Annotated in this window: 12 protein-coding genes; all 12 read right to left on the minus strand. The window is 65.4% G+C overall.

Annotated features, from left to right (window positions below; all coding sequences use genetic code 11):
- Window positions 1–90: 90 nt before the first annotated feature.
- Window positions 91–1,188, minus strand: a complete 1,098-nt coding sequence (gene tssA, locus ACIPZG_RS16030; RefSeq protein WP_400715325.1) for a type VI secretion system protein TssA — start codon at window positions 1,186–1,188, stop codon at window positions 91–93.
- A gap of 94 nt (window positions 1,189–1,282) precedes the next feature.
- On the minus strand, window positions 1,283–1,801 hold the full coding sequence (locus ACIPZG_RS16035; protein ID WP_008100157.1) for a type VI secretion system tube protein Hcp: 519 nt from the start codon (window positions 1,799–1,801) through the stop codon (window positions 1,283–1,285).
- A gap of 144 nt (window positions 1,802–1,945) precedes the next feature.
- Window positions 1,946–4,441, minus strand: coding sequence for a type VI secretion system membrane subunit TssM (tssM, locus tag ACIPZG_RS16040; RefSeq protein ID WP_400715327.1), 2,496 nt, complete (start codon window positions 4,439–4,441; stop codon window positions 1,946–1,948).
- Window positions 4,438–5,346 carry a type VI secretion system-associated protein TagF gene (tagF, locus tag ACIPZG_RS16045; protein ID WP_400715328.1) on the minus strand — a complete coding sequence of 303 codons (909 nt, stop codon included), beginning with the start codon at window positions 5,344–5,346 and terminating at the stop codon, window positions 4,438–4,440. The genes tssM and tagF overlap by 4 nt, the downstream gene beginning before the upstream one ends.
- A complete protein-coding gene (locus ACIPZG_RS16050) occupies window positions 5,343–9,146 on the minus strand; it encodes a type VI secretion protein IcmF/TssM N-terminal domain-containing protein (RefSeq protein ID WP_400715329.1) in 3,804 nt (1,267 codons plus the stop codon). The genes tagF and ACIPZG_RS16050 overlap by 4 nt, the downstream gene beginning before the upstream one ends.
- A 30-nt stretch (window positions 9,147–9,176) precedes the next feature.
- Window positions 9,177–9,893 carry a type IVB secretion system protein IcmH/DotU gene (icmH, locus tag ACIPZG_RS16055; protein ID WP_400715330.1) on the minus strand — a complete coding sequence of 239 codons (717 nt, stop codon included), beginning with the start codon at window positions 9,891–9,893 and terminating at the stop codon, window positions 9,177–9,179.
- Window positions 9,890–11,233, minus strand: coding sequence for a type VI secretion system baseplate subunit TssK (gene tssK, locus ACIPZG_RS16060; protein ID WP_400715331.1), 1,344 nt, complete (start codon window positions 11,231–11,233; stop codon window positions 9,890–9,892). The genes icmH and tssK overlap by 4 nt, the downstream gene beginning before the upstream one ends.
- Window positions 11,230–11,967, minus strand: a complete 738-nt coding sequence (tssJ, locus tag ACIPZG_RS16065; RefSeq protein ID WP_400715332.1) for a type VI secretion system lipoprotein TssJ — start codon at window positions 11,965–11,967, stop codon at window positions 11,230–11,232. The genes tssK and tssJ overlap by 4 nt, the downstream gene beginning before the upstream one ends.
- Before the next feature lie 22 nt (window positions 11,968–11,989).
- Window positions 11,990–14,587, minus strand: coding sequence for a type VI secretion system ATPase TssH (gene tssH / locus ACIPZG_RS16070; RefSeq protein WP_400715333.1), 2,598 nt, complete (start codon window positions 14,585–14,587; stop codon window positions 11,990–11,992).
- Window positions 14,584–15,654, minus strand: coding sequence for a type VI secretion system baseplate subunit TssG (gene tssG / locus ACIPZG_RS16075; RefSeq protein WP_400715335.1), 1,071 nt, complete (start codon window positions 15,652–15,654; stop codon window positions 14,584–14,586). Before tssG ends, tssH begins: the two co-directional genes overlap by 4 nt.
- Window positions 15,618–17,438: a type VI secretion system baseplate subunit TssF gene (tssF, locus tag ACIPZG_RS16080; RefSeq protein ID WP_400715337.1), complete on the minus strand. Its 1,821-nt coding sequence runs from the start codon at window positions 17,436–17,438 to the stop codon at window positions 15,618–15,620. The genes tssG and tssF overlap by 37 nt, the downstream gene beginning before the upstream one ends.
- Window positions 17,438–17,920 (minus strand): type VI secretion system baseplate subunit TssE, encoded by a 483-nt coding sequence (gene tssE / locus ACIPZG_RS16085; RefSeq protein WP_400715339.1) that lies wholly within the window; start codon window positions 17,918–17,920, stop codon window positions 17,438–17,440. Before tssE ends, tssF begins: the two co-directional genes overlap by 1 nt.
- Window positions 17,921–17,931: the final 11 nt, after the last annotated feature.

Consider the following 17,931-nt stretch of genomic DNA (forward strand, 5'->3'; position numbering starts at 1 on the left):
CAAGCCGGCTCCCACAGGTACTCCACTGTTATCAAGCCCAGTGGGCTTCCTGTGGGAGCCGGCTTGCCGGCGATAGGGCCTGCGCGGTCATCAGGACTGCTTTTCACGCGTCCCCAGCACATCGCGAATGTTGTCCACCACATTGCTGTCCTTGATCACATCGCTCAGCCAGCCTTCCAGCGGCATGTTGCCCCACTTGATGGCGCGTTCGATCAGGTACGGCACCGGGCTCTGCGGCTCGCTCTGCTTGAAGAACTGGGCAATGCCCGCAAGCAGGGTGAAGGCTTCGTCGCGGTTGAGCGGGGTAGTGCGCAGCGCGGCGGGCGTGGCAGCCTGGACGGTGCTGTTCATGGCTTCTCCCGGCTCGGCGCCAGTGGTGGTGGACGTGACAGGTTCAGGCTGTGCCACGGCAACCGGGTGCAGCTCGATGCCGCGGTCCTTGAGCAGTTTCTCTGCCAGTTGGCTGGCCCGCGACAGCATGTCGGCAAGGCTGGCGAAACTGGGCGATTCGGCGCCGAACAGGCGGTCGGCGGTGGCCTGCAAACGCTCGCAGGCCCGCAGGCTCTCGGCAATCTGCAGGGCCTTGGCGCGCAGGTGATCGCTGTCGCTGAGCACCACCGAACGCTGGAATATCTCGGCGTTGATCTTGCCTTCGGCAAGCGCCGTCTGCATCGCCTTGGGGTTCTGCAAGGCGAGGTTCTCTACATGGCGTGATTCGTCATAACGCAGCACGCCGAAATGCTGCCCTTGGGTAATGGGCAAGCCACCGGCAATGTCGGTGAGGGTCGTTTTCAGCCAGGCCAGTCGCGCGGAGCGTTCGTCCAGGCCGTCTTCGAGCGAGGGGTAGGCGCTGTCCCAGAAAGTTTCGAGAATGCGCTCGGCCAGGCTCAAGCCGAAGGTGATGCCTTGGAAATGATCGCGCTGGGCCAGGCCTTCATTGAGCCAGGCGACCAGCATCAGGTCCTTGCTCTGCTGGGCAAGCCCTTGAGCGGAAAGCTGGATGACCTTTTCCCAGTCGGCGGTCTTCAGGTCAGTCTGCCAGTCGCCTTGGGTCAGGTAGTCAGGGTCTGCCCGGCGCGCCTCCTTGATCTGGTCGAACAAGGCGGAGAAGCTCAAGTCTTCGCCGCTGCCACCGTCGATCGGCGCGGCCAGCTCGGCCAGCGAAAGGTCGTTGAGGATTTCAGGCATAGAACACTCTGATCAGGGGTAATGAGCACCGTGCCGGGCGACCCGGCACGGTGCAGGTTATGGGCCGCGCATGCGGCCCACGGCAAGCGACTGCTTAGGCGAACACTTTGTTCGCGGTGCGGTCCCAGCCGCCGACGATGTTGCCGCCAGCCTGGCCGTCGGTACGGTTCTGCTGGGTGTAGGTGGTCTTGATGCGCGCGAAGTTGAAGCTGATTTCTTCGATCGGCAGGTCGCTGACCGCCTTGTCTTCACCGCCCTGGTTGCCACCGGCGACGAAACGCACCGACGACACCACCACTTCTTCCATGTCGATGGTCAGGTAGGTGACCTTGTCACCACCGGCACGGTTGACGTTCAGCTTGAGCTTGGCGATGTGCTTGCCGGTGCAGCAGTGCTCGAACAGTTTGGCCGAAGCCTTGTCGACGGCTTTGCGGATCTTGAAGTCGGTCAGCGCCACGCGCTCGGAGGACGCACCGCCCGAGGAGCTGGCAGTGGCCGAGGTGGCCTGGGTGGCGCCGTACTCGTAGCCCAGCACTTCGATCCAGTCCTTGTGCTTGTCGTCCAGTACTTCGCCTGGGATGCCGTCGATTTGGATATACGCGTCAAAAGCCATTGTGAAATTCTCCATTCACATCAGTTAAGGGTCGCTCATGCGTCCCTTTGTGTTGACCTCGCTGAACAGCTCAGCAGAGGTAGCTTGCCGCCAGCCGGGCCTCCTCCAGTGAGGCCCGGCTGGCAGGTTCTTGCCGGCGCGGCCTCAGTTGAGCCCGCGCACTTCGATCTCCACCCGGCGGTTGGGCTCCAGGCACTTGATCAGCTGCGCCCGCGGTTGCTGCATGTCGCAGTTGACCAGCGGCTTGCGGCTGCCTTCGCCCTGGGCGGTGACCAGTTCTGCAGGCACGCCCTTGCCAACCAGGTAGGTACGGATGGTCTGCGCCCGTTGCCGGGACACCTGCAGGTTGCCCTGGGCATCGCCGAGCTGGTCGGCGTGGCCGGAGATGACGATCTTGCCGATATTCGGGGTGTTCAACAGTTTGCTGGCGATCGCGCTCAGCTGGTTCTGGCCTTCGCTCTTGAGGCTCTGGAAATCGGCGCGGGCGAACGCGAACAGGGTGTCCGACTCCAGGGTGATGGTCTCGATCGAGCGCAGCGACTGGGTCAGCAGGCTGTTGATGTAGTTGCGCGAACTGGACATCAGGAAGGCGTTGTCGAGAATGCGCGGTACATCGGGCTCGCGGATCTGGTCGGCGTAGAAGACGATCTGCCGGCTGGCGTAGGCGTAGTCCTGGTTGGCCGCGCTGTCGGCGGCGGCACTGGCCATGGTCTTGCCGGTGTGGCGGGCGATGGCCGGGTACCAGTAATCCGGCATGTGCGCCTTGATAAACGCTGGGTCGGCCTTTTCCCGCTGGGCGGGCGAGAGCATGACGTAGGTGTCCAGGGCGGCCTTGCCGAAATCGGCGATCGACTGGGCGCGGTTGTCGTGCGGCAGGGCCTCGGCCTCGACGCTGTCCACGCCGCTGACCGGCTGCAGCACTTGGGTATTGCGCTGGTAGACCTTGAGCGTGGTCAGCAGGTACAGGGTGCGGGTGAGGTTGTCCGCCGTGGGCTTGAGCATCACGTTCTGCAGGGTCGCGAAGTACCGTGCGCGCAGCACCGGCTCGACCTTGTGACCCTGGTACAGGCCCAGGCGCATGCCCAGCGGCACGGCCTGGTCGTGATGTTGCTGGTAGTAGTGCGCGGCCCAGAAACGCAAGCGATCGAGGCTGTGCCAGGCGGCGTACTGGCCGGCGTTCGCCTGATCTTCCTGCCTGGCCTGGGCCAGTTCATCGGCAATGCTGTCCAGGGTGTTGCGGTTGTTCAGGTACGACCAGCCCCACAGGCCGCACAGCAGCAGGCCCGCGAGGCTGGCGGCGCCTACCCAGGCGGCCTTGCGCCGGCGTTCGCGACGGTTGCTGGTGTACAGCGCCACCAGGTGCTGGTCAGGGATGATCACTTTGCGGAACAGGCTGTTGATGAACAGCGGCGAAGGCTGGCTACCGCCGCTGGCGGCGCCTTGGGCGTTCTCCAGGGCAAAACGCTCTGCCACCTGCTGGCCGTGGCTGCCCCACGGGGTCTCTTCAGCCTCCAGCGCGGCGGTGAAATAGAAGCCGCGCAGCAGTTCGGCAGGCTGGTACGGGTTGGCGCGCAGCAGGCTGTCGACGAACGCCTGCAGGCGCGGCTTGAGCGCGGCCAACTCCAGCGGGAAGCGATAGGTGGCATCGTTGTGCCGGGTCAGCTGGATATCCTGTTGCACCAGTTGCTGGCGTGCCACCTGCTGCCAGTAGGCGCTCAGCTCATCCATCGCCTTGCCGAAGCGCTGGCCCCAGTCGGCCTGCTCATAGCTTTTGTGCGAGAAGGTCTTGCCCATCACCTCGCCACGCGCCGTGTCGTCCAACTGGCGGTAGAACGGGGTGAAACCGGGGATCAGGTCGCACTTGGTGAATACCAGGTAGATCGGCAGGCGCACTTCCAGCAGTGCGCAGCTTTCCTGGATGCGTTCGCGCAGGCGCTTGGCCACCCGTGCCTGGTCCTCGGCCGAGCCCTGCAAGATGTCGGCGATGCTGACGGCGACGATCAGGCCATTGAGTGGGCGGCGCTGACGGTGCTGGCGCAGCAGCTGCAAGAAGCCGCGCCACTTGCCGGCTTCTTCCGGGCTGTTCATGTAGCGCCCGGCGGTGTCCAGCAGTACCGCATCGGCACTGAAGAACCAGTCGCAGTTGCGTGTACCGCCAAGGCCCGCGACGCGCATGCCTTCGCGCTCGGCATACGGGAAGTTGAGCCCCGACTGCAGGATCATGGTGCTCTTGCCCGCCGCCGGCTGGCCGATCACCAGGTACCAGGGCAGGGCGTAGAGCGCATCCTTGGCCGGTGTGCCGCGCGGGGTGTTGCCGTGCAGGCGCTCGATGCCCTGCAGCAGGCGTTCGCGCAGCAGGCTGACTTCCTCGCGGTCGGCCGGCGTTGCGTTGAGTACCGCCTGGTCGGCGTCGTCGCGCAGCAGGGCTTCAAGGTTGTGGTGCTGGCCCGCGCCCCGGTACAGCAACAGTACATAGCCCGCCGACAGCAGCAGGAACACGCCGATGCCCGCCAACAGGCTGTGCAGCGAGGCGAAGCCCAAGGCACGGCCGATGGCCCAGACCAGGAAGATCGCCAGGAAGAAGGCCACCCCCAGCAGGTAGGGTTGGTAGCGCAGGCAGTAGTACTTGATCTTGTTCATACAGGCGTCGCATCCAACGCATCGACGAACTGGTCGATGACGTGTTCAAGGGGTCGGTCGAAATCGTGTGCACGTGCGCTGTGTGGCATCGGGCTGAGCAGTTCCAGGTGCTGGCAGGCATCGGCCGTGCCGCTGAGCAGGCGGTAGGCCGTGCGGGTGTGGCGCGACGTGAAGCCGTACAGCCGTGGGTGCATGAAGTCGTCGGCCAGCAGGCTCACCGCCGGGCCGCCCTGCCGGCCGCCCAGGCGCGTCAGCCAGGTCAGCCACAGGTCGGCGGTGGGGTTCTTCAGGCCGCGCTCGGCGGGCAGCGGCAGCTCGATGCCGCCTTCGAAGTCGCTGTGCAGCAACGGCCATGCGGCCTGCAGCCGCGACAGCGCGGTGGCGCTGTCGAAGGTGGGCCAGGAGCCCTGCAATGCCCTGGCGACATCGGCAAAGCTGAAGTCGTGCAAGAACTTCGCATGGACCCGGCGGAACAGGTCCAGGTCCTGCCCCTGGAGGGCGCGCAGGGCCTTGATGCGCTCGAACACCACGGCGCAATCGGCACCCTGCACGGCCTGGTGCAGCAACGGTTTGATCTGCGCGCTGAACAGCTCGCCGAGGGTGAACGGGTTGAGCAGCGCCTCGCCTTCCTGGCCCTTGAGCAACTGGAAGATGAAGAACGGGTAGCGCCGTTCGCTGGCATCGCGCGAACTGAGCAGGCCACCCAGCAGCCAATTGCCGTTGCGCGCCCGGTAGCTGAAGAAACACATCGGCAAGGCGTCGAACAACGCCTGCCAGTCTTCGCGGTGGCGCATCGCCGCCAACGAAGCCTGCAACCAGGCGTCGAACTCGCACACTTCTTCCGCCGCACCGTGCAGGCTGACGAAGTCCGCGCTCGACGGCAGTTTGCCGAAGCAGCCGATCATTGCGCGCCCCTGTCGTTGAGCGCGCTCAGCGCCTTGACGTCACCCAGGTCGGTCAGCTTGACCCCACCGAAGTTGCGCACCACCAGGCTTACTCGGCCGTTGGCGGTGTTCCAGCTGAAGCGCTGCTGGATGCCGTCGAGGTCGTCGACCCGGGCGCTTTCGTTCATGCGCAGCAGGCCCCAGCGGCCCGGGAAGTCGAACACGGTGACCCGCGCGCCGCTGAGCGTGACCACGTCCAGGCGTGCGCCCGGCGCGTTGCTGGTGCCAGGCCAGGCGAAGCGGCTCCAGCTGCTGCGCCCGTTACGGTAGTGCTGCTCCTGGCCGTCGAGGGTGAAGACGATGTCGGTGAAGTTGGCCGACGGTTCGAGCATGATCTCGAAACCGTTCTCGCGGTCCGACAGGCTGGCGATCACCTGGCCCACCGAGCTTGCCCGGTCGATGCTGGTGAGCATGCCCGGATTGACCAGCGCCGGTGCCTTGCCGTTGCCAAGGCCCAGGCCTTCGCCGCCGGACAGGTTGCCGATTTCGTTGCGCTTGAAGGTCGGCAGCAGGCCGCTGTCCGGGTCGACGAAGCGTTGCAAGTCCTTCACCGAGGCTTCGTTGCGGCTACCACTGGCGATCGGGTAGCGGTGGGCCATGACCTGTTGCCAGGGCTTGGCGATCTGCTGCGCCCAGGCTTTGGCGATCTGCTGGCCGGCCGGGTCGCGCAGGGTGTCCCAGGCGTACTGGATGGGCAGGCTGAACAGGCCCTGCAGCGAACGCGACAGGCCGTCCTGGCTGGTGTCGACGCTGGTTTCCACGTAATTGCGCACGGTGGTCACTTCGCTGGGCTGGCCTTCCAGGGTTTCGCTGATCAGCTGCTTGCTGCTCTTGCCGACGTCTTGCGAGCGCTGGATGTTGTTCATGCGCACCTTGAGCTTGCGCAGCGCGGCCAGGTAGCGGTCCATGATGGTGCTGTCGGCGCCTTCGGCGTTGCGCTTGGCGAACACCCGTGCCACCGGTTCGAAGCGCTTGGCCAGGCTGCCGTCGTCGACCGCAGGCAGGCTCGGCGCCACGGCGTCGGGCAGGGCGTCCTGCGCGTCGAACAGGCCGCTGACCTTGCTCCAGAAACCGTCCACTCGGGCGTTGCCGGTGGCCGGCATTTCATGCTGGACAGGCAAGTCCCACTGGGTGTTGTCGTTGACCGCTGCCAGCAGGTTCTTCACCGGCGAGTTCTGCACGTCGCTGAGCAACCCCAGCTGCTCGGTGGCCGAGGCAAGGTCGGCGAAGTGGCGCACGCCGACGCTGCTGACCATCTTGTACCAGGCCTGGGTGTAGTCGCGCTTGTAGCGGGTCATGAACTCGCGCACGAAGTTAGCCTTCTGCACCAAGGCATCGCCGCCTTCGCCATCGAGCACCCAGTCCGTTTCGTTGCGCAGGTTGCCCGACACCAGTTTGATCAGCTCGGGCTTGACGAAGGTCTCCCAGCCCTGGCGGGTGTAGATCGCCGGCACCCCAGCGGAGCCGTAGAGCAGGGCACGGCCGGGTTGCGCAACCAGGTCGTTGAGGCTCAGGGCAGGGAACTGCCGGCTCGATTCCAGCTGCAGGCGCAGGTATTCACGGTCGACCAGCGAGCTGGAGATCATGAACGACTTGAGGTTCTGCCGGGTTTCGTTGATCAGTTGCTCGTTGCGCGGCAGCGCAGGCGCCTGGCCCTGTTCCAGCAGTTGCACGTACAGCGGCGCGTTCTCGGCGATGACGCCCTCGTCGGCGGGCGTGCCCTCGGTCGCGGCGCTGGCCCAGGCCTGGGGCAGGCTGGCGGCGACGAAAGCCGGGTCCGGGTGGGCCTGTGGTTCGGTCAGCAGCAGGTACAGCTTGAGGGTGTTGTAGGCCTCGATGATCGACGCCACCTGCTGTTCGTCCAGGCGCCCGAGCATTTCTTCCGACAGTGACAGGCCACCGGTGGTGGCGGACAGCTCGGCGGCATCGCTGGCGGTGGCCAGGTTGACCTTTGCGGCGTAGGCGCCCGCGCGGGTATTGCCCAGCGCCGCCTGGGCCTTGGCGGCCACACGCGGCGCCAGTGGCTTGCCGTTACGCTTGCGCGGGGCCGGGGCCGGGGTGAATTCCAGCGCCTGGTTGATGCCATTGGCGAAGGTATTGAAAGCTCGCATCTGCACCTGCAGGTTGCGCGCGATGGGCTCCAGCGCCTGGCTGCGCAGTTGCGCCAGGTAGGCGTTGCGTGTCACGTCATGCACGGCCTCGCCGTGGTACAGGCCGGCGCTCAGTCGCAGCGGCACGCCTTGCAGGCGGTGGCCCTCGACGATCGCCTTCTGCTCGCGCAGCACTTCCAGCCCTTTACCTGCGGCCAGCAACTGCTCGCGATCGGCCGATTGCTCGATCTCGGCCAGCTGACTGCGCAGGCTGTCCAGCCATTGGCGGTTGTTGGCGAACGCCAGCGCCTGCCAGCCGATGAACAGCACCCCGGCGGCAGCGGCCAGGCCCAGCAGCAGCGGGCTGAAGGCCGCCTGACGGCCCAGGCGCGACTGGTACAGGGTAAGGTCGCGGTCAGGGAAGATCACCCGGCGGAAGGTGTCGGTGATGAAGAAGCTGCGGTTGCCCACGGGCTTGGCGCTGGCGTGGGACGCTCCATCAGCGGCCACCTGCAAGGCAAAGCTGTCGGCGATGGCGTCTTCGTACACCTGGGCCAACTGCTGCTCGGTCTGCAGGGCGCTGGTGAAGTACAGGCCGCGCAGCAGCAACGGCGCGCCGCCGCGCTGCTCACGGGTGAAGTGTTCGAGGAACTGCTCGAGCACGCCATTGAGCGCGGCGAAATACTGCGGGAAGTTGAGCAGGGTGCTGTCGGCTGCTGCACCCAGGCCCACCAGCTGCGCATCGACCTGCTGGCGAATCTGCTGCTGCAGGTTCTTCAAGCGCGTTTCGAGCACCGCGTGCAGGCCCTGGTTACGGATCTCGGCGAGGCCGAAGGTCATCCCCAGCGGCTGTTGGCGCTGGTGCAGGTCAAGGCCTTCGAAGGCCTGGTGGAAGCCCGGCAGTTGGTCGGTCTTGCTCAGCATCAGGTAGATCGGCGGGTTGGCGTCCAGGCACTCGGCGTATTCCTCGACCCGCGCCACCAGTTGTGCGGCCATCGCGTCACGTGCGTCGCTGTTCGACGCCAGCAGTTCGGGCAGGCTGACCACCAGCACCAAGCCATTGATCGCGGCCTTGCCGCGCTGCTTGCGTAGCATGCGCAGGAAGGCGGCGAACTCGCTGGCCGACTGGTCGTCGCGCAGGTAACGGCCGGCGGTGTCGATCATCACCGCGTCGGGGCTGAAGTACCAGTCGCAGTGCTGGGTGCCGCTTTCGCTGTCATTGGCGGTGGCGATACTGGCCGACAGGCCCGAATGGGTCAGCAGCGACGTCTTGCCGGCAGCCGACATGCCCAGCACCAGGTACCAGGGCAGGTCCGACAGCGCAGCCTTGCCACCCCCCCCGGCGGAGCGGTCGGTACGCAGCATGGCGATGGCGTGCTTGAGGCGTTCGCGCAGCACGTGCTGGTCGCGGAATTCACCGGTGGCGTTCCACGAGCGGTCGACCTCGATCTGCAGCAGGTTCTCCAGGTTGTGTTCGGCGCGAATACGCTGGTACTGGCGCAGCACGATCACCAGCAGGAAGCAGGCACTGACGATCGCCAGCGCTTCGGGCACATGGTGGCGCAGCCACGGCACCATGGGTGCCACCAGCCAGCAGATCAACAGGGTGGCCAGCCACAGCAGCGGCAGCAGTACCCAGAAACTTTTCAACAGACGCAGTAGTGTTTTCATGTCTTCCTGACTCGGCTACCTGAGGGGTGTTCAGGCACTGAACAGCTGGCGGATTTGTTCGGAGAGGGCGGCCACGTCCTTGTCCAGCAACCAGTCGAGCGTCAGGTACACGCCGACGCAGACCAGTGCGATCAACCCCAGGTACACCCACAGCGGCACTTCATGGCGCAGCATCTGCGACACCTGGTCGGGCAGGGCCCAGTCGGGCGTCAGGGTTTTCGGCGGCTTGCGGTAGCGGGCGATGTCCTGGCCCAGGGTGTTGGCCAGGTAGCGCAGCTGGTCCTTCTGGCCGAGGCTGAACTTGCCTTCGAAGCCCAGGGCCAGGCACAGGTGATAGACCTCCAGCACGTCGAGGTTCTGCTTGACGTCGCCGCGCAGCGACTCGACTTTCTCGAAGAAGCCTTCACCGGCCAGGTGCACGCCGAAATAGCGGAACTGCAGGGGTTGCAGCTCGAAATGCCGGCGTAGGTCGCTGTCACCGGCGCGCAGCACGCTTTCATCGACGAAGGCGCACAGCGCGTACTGGGTGTCCTTGACCTGCTCGACGCTGTAGTTGGCCGAGCGGGCATCGCGCTCCAGGTTGGCGAAGAAGCGTTCGACGCTGCTCTCGAAGGCAGGCACCGAGGTCACCTGGCGGCCTTTGCGGACGATCAGCGCCATGCTGATGAAGTCCTGGACCAGGTCCTTGAGGGTCGGTTTGTCGCTGGCAGCCGCAACGGCGCCCTGCTGCAGTACGGCTTCGGTCATTTGAGCACCGCCATCAGTTCAAGCTTGAGGTTGGTAAAGGCGCTGGGCGCGTAGAAACAGATGGTCTGGGCGTTCATCATTCGCTCGTACACATGGCCATGGGGCTCGATGGCGAAGTACTGGTTGTCCAGGCGCACTGGGATCGCGTTGGGCAGGCGCGCGGCGTGGTTGAGGGTGACCCCGGGCATGGCGCTGTTGACCACCACCTCGATGTCTTCCGGCGAGCCGACCTTGAAGGCCCGCGGCACCAGTTCCAGCAGGCTGGCACCGGGCATGTCGGCGTGCACCGAGATATAGAAATCGGCCTCGGCCAGGCGTGGGTCGCGCAGCTGGCCTTGCCAGTACGACGGTTTGGTCTGGGTGAGGTTGATGACGATGCACTGGTTGGGCACGACGTTGTCGAGCATCACCCGGATCATCTCGTCGAGCTTCACCAGCGACGCCGCCGGGTCGTGGTGGTCGTATTCCGGGATGTCGCTGAGCTGGGTGTCCAGGGTGAAGGTCAGAAGGCCCCCGGCGAGGTCAGCGAGGAACAGGTACAGGCGCTCCGGGTGCAGGCGTGGGTGCGCCAGCAGGTGCGCCAACTGCGGGTGGGCGCGGTTGACCGTGTTGAGCAGCCAGAACAGGGTGACGTCGCTAGAGCCAAACTCGGCGATCTGGTCGGCACGTTCGCGGCGCCGGCCGGACAAGGCCTTGCTCTTGGCCTGCAACGCACCCAGCAGGCGCTTGCCGATGCCCGCAATGGTTTCGTGGCTGCCCAGGTGCAGGGTCGGGTGGACGAAGTGCGGGTCGAGGTTGAAGCCGCCCATGCTGTTGCGCGTCAGCTTGGCCAGCGGGCAATGGCTGTAACCATCGAGGCTGTCGCCATCGACCAGCAGCACCACGTTCAGGCGCAGGCTGGTGATCTCGTTTTCCAGCTCGCCTTCGTTGAGGTCGGGCAGGGTATCGAACTGCTTGCGAAAACGCCGTGCAGCCTTGTGGGCGTGGTCATCCTCGACGTAGTTGAGGCCGAACGGTTCGGGCAGCTTCAGCGCAGCATGGACCTTCAGGTCGTTGGCCTTGAGCAGGTCCTTGAGGTCGCGCGCGGCCGGCAGCGGGTCGTGCTGCGGTGCGTCGTACAGGCTGCCGTCGGGAAACACCAGCTTCAGGCGCTTGAGCTGCAGCGAACCGTTGGCCAGGGCGTCCTCGTCCACTTGCAGCGCCTGCACACCCCAATGGAAGGGCGTGGCGCGCAGGCTCGCCTCGGCCAGCTGGTGCTGGTGGAACTCATCCTGGTACTGGAAGTGCTGGGGTAGCAGGAACATGCCTTCCGACCACATCACTCGGCTCTGCTTGCTCATTTGACGCTATCCACTAGTGAATTGAAGGTTGAGTCCATGGCGTTGCTGACCGACTGCCCGGCCGCATCGGCGGCCTTGTCGACCACCGCGTCCTGCACCTTTTCGCCCAGGGTCGGCGTGGCGGCTTGCTGCTGTAGCTGTTGCTGCTTTTGCGCAGCTGCCAGTTGGTCGGCGGTGGGCGGCTTGTTCAGCACGTCCATGCCGCGCATGGCGGTGATCTCGGTGTTGTCGACCAGGATCCACAGGCCATCGGAGGAGAACCAGATACCGTCCTTGCGCAGCGAGTCGGCATCGAAGGCGATCTTCCAGCGGGCACCTTGCTCATCCCGGAAGAACGCTGCCATGCCCACGTAGCGGGTGCTCTTGGCCAGCGGCCACTGGTCGATCTGACCGATGCCTGGCAGCAGGGTCAGCTCACGGGTGTCCACCAGGGCGTTGCCCAGGGCTTTTTCCGGCGACTCCCAGAGGGTGTCGGCATCGGTGGCGGCAAAACGATCGAGGTCGGTCAGCTGGTACACGCGCATCACCACCGACAGCGGCTTGCCGTCGGCGCCCGGGTTGAGCTGGTTGCCGCCATCGGAGGTGAGGATCACCTGCTCGCTGTCGGCCAGCATGTCGGCGGCCCAGCTGTCTTCCATGCGCTTGCCGATGCGGTCGCTGACGCCGCAGCCGGCCAGCGCCAGCAGCAGGGCCACGGCGGTCAGGCGCTTGATGGCGGGGTGTGGGGTGTACATGGCGTAATCTCCGGAAACGTGTTCAGGCCAGGCGATAGGCGAAATCGCCATCGCTGCCCAGTTCGATCGTCAAGCGCTCGATCGGCGCGTCCTGGGCCATGCGCTCGAGCACGTGCTGGGCAAGCTCGGGCATCAGGGTGCGCGACAGGATGTTGTCGATGTTGCGCGCGCCGCTGTCGACTTCGGTGCACCGCGCGGCGATGGCCTTGACCAGGGCCTCGTCGTAGCAGAGCTCGGCCTGGTGGTTGCGGGCGAAACGTTTGCGAATGCGCGCAAGCTTCAGGCTGACGATGCGTTCGAGCACCTGGTCCTGCACCGGGTAGAACGGCACGATGCTCAGGCGGCCGAGGAAGGCCGGCTTGAACACCCGGTTCAGCTCATCGCGCAGGCCTTCGACGATGGCCTCGGGGGTGGGCGGCGTCTCGGCGTTCAGGCAGGTCTGCATGATGCGTTCGGTGCCGGTGTTGGAGGTGAGGATGATCACCGTGTTGCGGAAGTTGATCTCGCGGCCTTCGCCGTCGTCGAGCACACCCTTGTCGAACACCTGGAAGAACAGTTCGAGCACGTCGGGGTGGGCCTTTTCCACCTCGTCGAGCAGCACCACGCTGTACGGTTTACGGCGCACCGCTTCGGTCAGCACGCCCCCTTCGCCGTAGCCGACGTAGCCGGGCGGGGAGCCCTTGAGGCTGGAGACGGTGTGGGCTTCCTGGTACTCGGACATGTTGATGGTGATCAGGTTGCGCTCGCCGCCGTACAGGGTGTCAGCCAGGGCCAGCGCGGTTTCGGTCTTGCCGACGCCGCTGGGGCCGAGCAGCAGGAACACGCCGATGGGCTTGTTCGGGTCTTCCATGCGGGCGCGGGAAATCTTGATGCGCTTGCCGATCTCGTGCAGGGCATGGTCCTGGCCCAGCACGCGCTCGCCAAGCAGGGCCGGCAGGCGCTGCACGGTGTCGATCTCGTCACGCAGCATCTTGCCCAGCGGGATGCCGGTCCAGCCGCTGATGACCTGGGCGATGGCGCCGGCGTCGACCAGGGCGTGCACCAGCGGCTGGTCGCCTTGCACACGGCCAAGTTCGGCGCGCAGGGCGTTGAGCTGCGCGGCATCGGCGTCGTTGGCGGCGTCCAGGGCCTTGAGCTGTTCGACCAGCGCCAGTTCTTGCTGCCACTGCTCGTTCAGGCGCTGTTCCTGCTGCTGCTCGGCCTGCAAGGCGGCCTGCAGCTCGCCCAGGCGACGGTCATGGTCGTGGCCTTTGCCGGCTTCGTGGTCGAGCACGGCGATTTCCGCCTGCAGGTTTTCGATGTGTCGGCGGCAGTCTTCCAGCGCGCCGGGTTGCGACGACTGGGCCAGGGCGATGCGTGCGCAAGCGGTGTCGAGCACGCTGACGGCCTTGTCGGGCAGCTGGCGGCCGGTGATGTAGCGGTTGGACAGGCGCACGGCCTGCACCAAGGCTTCGTCCATCACCGCCACCTTGTGGTGTTCGCGCATCTTGCCCAGCAGGCCGCGCAGCATGTGGATGGCCTTGTCTTCGTCGGGCTCCTCGACCTTGACCACCTGGAAGCGGCGGGCGAGGGCAGCGTCTTTTTCGAAGTACTTCTTGTATTCGGCCCAAGTGGTGGCGGCGATGGTGCGCAGCTCGCCACGGGCGAGGGCCGGCTTGAGCAGGTTGGCGGCATCGTTTTGCCCGGCCTGGCCGCCGGAGCCGATCAAGGTATGGGCTTCGTCGATGAACAGGATGATCGGGTGCAGGCTGCGCTTGACCTCTTCGATCACGGCCTTGAGGCGGTTCTCGAACTCGCCCTTTACCCCGGCGCCGGCTTGCAGCAGGCCCAGGTCCAGGGTGTGCAGGGCCACATCCTTGAGCACCGCCGGCACGTCGCCCTGGGCGATGCGCAGGGCCAGGCCTTCGACCACGGCGGTTTTGCCAACCCCGGCTTCGCCGGTGAGGATCGGATTGTTCTGGCGGCGACGGGTGAGGATGTCGACCATCTGCCGCACCTCGAACTCACGGCCCAGCACCGGGTCGATGCGGCCTTCGCGCGCGCTCTGGGTGAGGTTGACGGTGTACTGGTCCAGGGCTGGCGTCTTGCCGCCGAGCTTGCCGGCAGCTGCCGGCGCTGCCGCCGGACTGGCCAGCGGGCTGGCGAGCCTGGATTCGGCGCTGCCTTCGACCAGGGCGGTGAGGTTCAGGCGCAGGTCGTCGGCGTTGACCTTCTCCAGCTCCGCGGCCGAAGCGATCACCACGCGGCGCAGCTCGGCATCGTCGAGCAGGGCCTGCAGCAGGTGCGCGCTGCGTACCTGGCCGACGCCGTACTCGATCGAGGCCAGCAGCCAGGCCTGCTCGATGAGGCGAGTGATGTGCGGTGACAACGCTGGCGTGCGGGTATTGCCCTTCTTGAACGTGCCCAGGGCGGTGATCAGCTGCGCCTGCAGACGCTCGGCGACCACGTCGTAGTGGCGCAGGATCGGCGCCAGGTCGCTGTCGCTGTTGTCCAGCAGCTGCAGCAGCAGGTGCTCCACCTCGACATCGTAGTGGTGCTCCGACAGGCACAGGGCCGCCGCGCTTTCAGTGGCCGTGCGGCTGGTTTCGTTGAGCTTGGCGAACAGAGACTTCAGGTTCACAAGGCGACCCCATCGTAAGGAATGTGGAAGACGGCGCAACGCGAGGGTTCTGCGTCACGGCCAGGGCGTTTGAGCCAGCCCAGCCAGCCCAGGGCGACGTTGCCGCTGCGGCCCAGTTGGGCACGCGGCACCGCTTCGCGCTTGAGGCGAGGGGCGATTTCGAAGTCCAGCTCTGCACCTATATAGAAGCGCACCAGCTCGACGAGCTTTAGGTAGTCCTCGGTGCCCGGCTGGAAGCGCTGGTAATCGGCCAGCGCCAACGGACCCAGTTCGATACGAATGCACGACTGGTAGTCCCACACCCGGTTGCCGGCCACGGCGCTGTGGCCGAGCTGGGCATTCTTGCGCCCGAGCTGAGTGCACTGTTCGGGCTGCAGGTTGAGCCAGCGGCCAGCGAACTGCTTGACCTGGATCGGCAGGCCGAAATAGAAGCCGAGCATGCGTTCCAGGTTCAGCGCGTTGCGCGGCTTCTGGCTGAGCAGGCCGGCAAAGTAGCTGAACAGCTCACGGCGCAGCGGTGGCGCGGGCTGTTCGAACTTCAGCGCCTGGGCACGCGGGCCCAGGCCCACCAGGTTGAGCAGGTAGCCATCGAAGCGCGAGGTGCCGTTGCGCTCGTGCTCGATGTGGAATTTGTACTTCTGCCAGGCTTCGTAGAACAGCGTGGTCATGCGGTGCGAGAAGATGTCGAGAAACGCATGGGCGGCATCGTCGCGGTACTGCACGTGGCGCTCCAGGAGCAGCTCCGTGTACGGGCGCGGCAGCACGCCCGACGGCCCGACCAGCCCCATGAAGGTCACCTGCACTTCCGACAGCGGCAGCCCGGCCGGCGACACCTTGCCTTCGCGCTCGAAGTGCAGGTCGCTGACTTCGCTGGCCGGAAACGCCAGCGACAGCTGGGTGCGAAAACGCAGCGGGTCTTCGTGCGGCCGGGTTGCCAGGTCCATGCGCCCGGTGCGGCTGTAGTGCAGGCGGAGCAGGCGCACCAATTGAAAGAATTCGAATCGGTGCGGCTCGGCTCTGGCCTGATCGATCAGACCAGGGGCTGATCGCCAGTACGTGCTGGCCATTGGACGACTCTCTTTTCTCGTTGTTGGGAGCGCAGTGACAATTGGGTGAAGCTGTTCATCGAGCAGTACTGCCCGAAGAAGTGGTCCAGCACCATGCCGAACAGGAACACACCGCTGCCGGTGAACTGGCTTTCGTCGAAGGTCAGGGTGATGCCCACGCCGCGTACGAAGTTCGGCCGCGGGTGGCCGATACGGGCGACCACCGGCTCGCTGCTGATGGCCTTGATGCCGTTGATCTGTTTACGGATGGCCGACACGTTGCGGTAGTTGTACAGCGACAGCAGTTCGAGCAGCACTTCGCGGCCCTGGCTGACCAGCGACAGGTGGTTGAGCGACAGGTGCGCGATCAACCGCCAGATCAGGCCCTTGCCCAGGGGCACGCGCACCGTGGCGGTGGGCTTGCGCAGGCAGCGGATGTCCTTGATCACCGAGTTGGCCGGGATGTTGAAATCGCCATGCTCGCCACCGAACGGCAGCATCAAGGGGACATCGCGGTTGCTGCAGGTAAGGCTGATGCTCAGGGTGTCGTTGCTGGCGTCGATCAGCTCCAGGTCGCGGTCGACCACGCGGATGCTCATGGCCGTGGCATCACCCTGGTTGCGCCGACGGGCGATCCAGAAGCTGTTGTGCGGGTCTTGCTCGCCGCGCGGTTCGAAGAACGGCTGGCAGGTGCCGACCTGGTCGATGCCGCCGAGCTTGCGCACGCGCCGCACACGGTCGATCGACACCACTTCCGCTGCGTTGTGCAGGCGAATGCCCGGGGTGACCGGGTATTCGTGCTGGGTATGGGTGAGCTTGATCGGCTCGCCCTGCTGGCGGAACAGGTTGATGATCGGCGTGCAGTTGAGCTTGAAGTTGTTGCGCCCAATGTTCTGGGTCAGCCGCGCCAGGCGCTCGCTGAGGTCGTAGTCGTTGAAGTAGAAGTTGACCTCCACCTGCTTGACGGCTTTGCCCTGCAGGATGCGGGCGAAACCTGTGAGGTCGAAGAACATGAACTTGTCAGGGAAGGTGAAGTACTCGTGCAGCAGGCGATAGCCGAGGAACGAGCGTTCGGAGTAGTCCACCAGGCCTTCGTCGCGGGCATAGCCCACGGCCTTCAAGGCATCGCGCGGCAGGGCGACTTCGCGCTGGCGGCCGTCGTCCTGGAAGCTCAGGGTAGCCTTGGCCAGGTTGTTGAACAGCAGTTCGTAGAGCTGCAGCATCAGCGTCGCTTCGCCATCGAGGAAGAAGCGCAGGCGGTCGATTTGCATCTGGCCGAACAGGGCGTCACCGGTAGCGTCCAGGCGAATGCGCAGTTGCGCCACCAGGTCGGCGCTGTGGCCATTGAAGGCCGAGCGTTCCATTTCGGCGAAGGATGCCTGCTGCACCGCGATGGGCCACAGCTCGACGGGGTAGCAGGTGCGGAACTTGCACACCACATCCTCGACGGCGTTGGCATGCATCTCGGTGTGCCGGGCCACGCGGTAGGCTTCGGTGACTTTCTCGTGCTTGCCCAGGCTCAGCTCGGCGATCGACATCGACGGGGTAGGGCGCAGGTAGTGCGGGTACAGGACCTCAAGGAACGACTCGACGATTTCCGGGAACTCGTCGTCGAGCTTTTTATGCACCCGCGCCGACAGGAACGAGAACGCCTCGATCAGGCGCTCGGTGTGCGGGTCCTCGCAGTTGTCGCCCTCGATCAGCAACCGCGAAGCGATTTTCGGGTACTGCGCAGCAAACTCCTGGCCGAGGAAGCGCAGGTGCGACAGTTCCTTTTCGTAGTAGGGCAGCAGTTCGTCGAGCATCAGTTGAGGTTCTGCACTTTGTATTCCTGGGTGTTGACCTGCAGCACGGCGTCAAACGACACCTGGCGGCTGATGTCCTGCAGACGCAGCACGGCGTCTACCCGGAAGGTCAACATGCGGTGGCCGTTCTGCTGGGCCAGCAGCTGTACGCGTACCCGGCGAAAGCGCCGGTCGCCGGTGCTGATCGCCCGCTCCAGCTGTTGCTGGATGAGCCGGCGATCCTGCGGGTCGAGCACGCTGCGGCTGATGAAGTCGGGCATGCCGTATTCAAGGATGGAACCACCGAGTTGGCTGAAGCCGTCGAGCGCCTCGGCGACCAGGGACTGGCGGGTATTCACCAGCACCTCCAGGTCGCGCACGATGCTGGCCTTGTACTCGGCCAGCGAGCAGGTGCGCTGCACGGCAGGCTCGGCCGACTGGTACGGACGGTCGTCCAGCAGTCGGTCAAGCAGCGAGGGCAGCAGGCGGGCCTGGTTACTCATGTGTCATCCCT

The organism is Pseudomonas sp. NPDC089395, assembly GCF_044749525.1.
Classification (GTDB): Bacteria; Pseudomonadota; Gammaproteobacteria; order Pseudomonadales; family Pseudomonadaceae; genus Aquipseudomonas.

Coding starts and splice junctions, on each gene's coding strand:
- tssF (WP_400715337.1), bottom strand. CDS start 17,438: ATGCTCGACGAACTGCTGCCCTACTACGAAAAGGAACTGTCGCACCTG.
- tssK (WP_400715331.1), bottom strand. CDS start 11,233: ATGAGCAAGCAGAGCCGAGTGATGTGGTCGGAAGGCATGTTCCTGCTA.
- tssG (WP_400715335.1), bottom strand. CDS start 15,654: ATGGCCAGCACGTACTGGCGATCAGCCCCTGGTCTGATCGATCAGGCC.
- tssJ (WP_400715332.1), bottom strand. CDS start 11,967: ATGTACACCCCACACCCCGCCATCAAGCGCCTGACCGCCGTGGCCCTG.
- tssM (WP_400715327.1), bottom strand. CDS start 4,441: ATGAACAAGATCAAGTACTACTGCCTGCGCTACCAACCCTACCTGCTG.
- ACIPZG_RS16035 (WP_008100157.1), bottom strand. CDS start 1,801: ATGGCTTTTGACGCGTATATCCAAATCGACGGCATCCCAGGCGAAGTA.
- ACIPZG_RS16050 (WP_400715329.1), bottom strand. CDS start 9,146: ATGAAAACACTACTGCGTCTGTTGAAAAGTTTCTGGGTACTGCTGCCG.
- tssA (WP_400715325.1), bottom strand. CDS start 1,188: ATGCCTGAAATCCTCAACGACCTTTCGCTGGCCGAGCTGGCCGCGCCG.
- icmH (WP_400715330.1), bottom strand. CDS start 9,893: ATGACCGAAGCCGTACTGCAGCAGGGCGCCGTTGCGGCTGCCAGCGAC.
- tagF (WP_400715328.1), bottom strand. CDS start 5,346: ATGATCGGCTGCTTCGGCAAACTGCCGTCGAGCGCGGACTTCGTCAGC.
- tssE (WP_400715339.1), bottom strand. CDS start 17,920: ATGAGTAACCAGGCCCGCCTGCTGCCCTCGCTGCTTGACCGACTGCTG.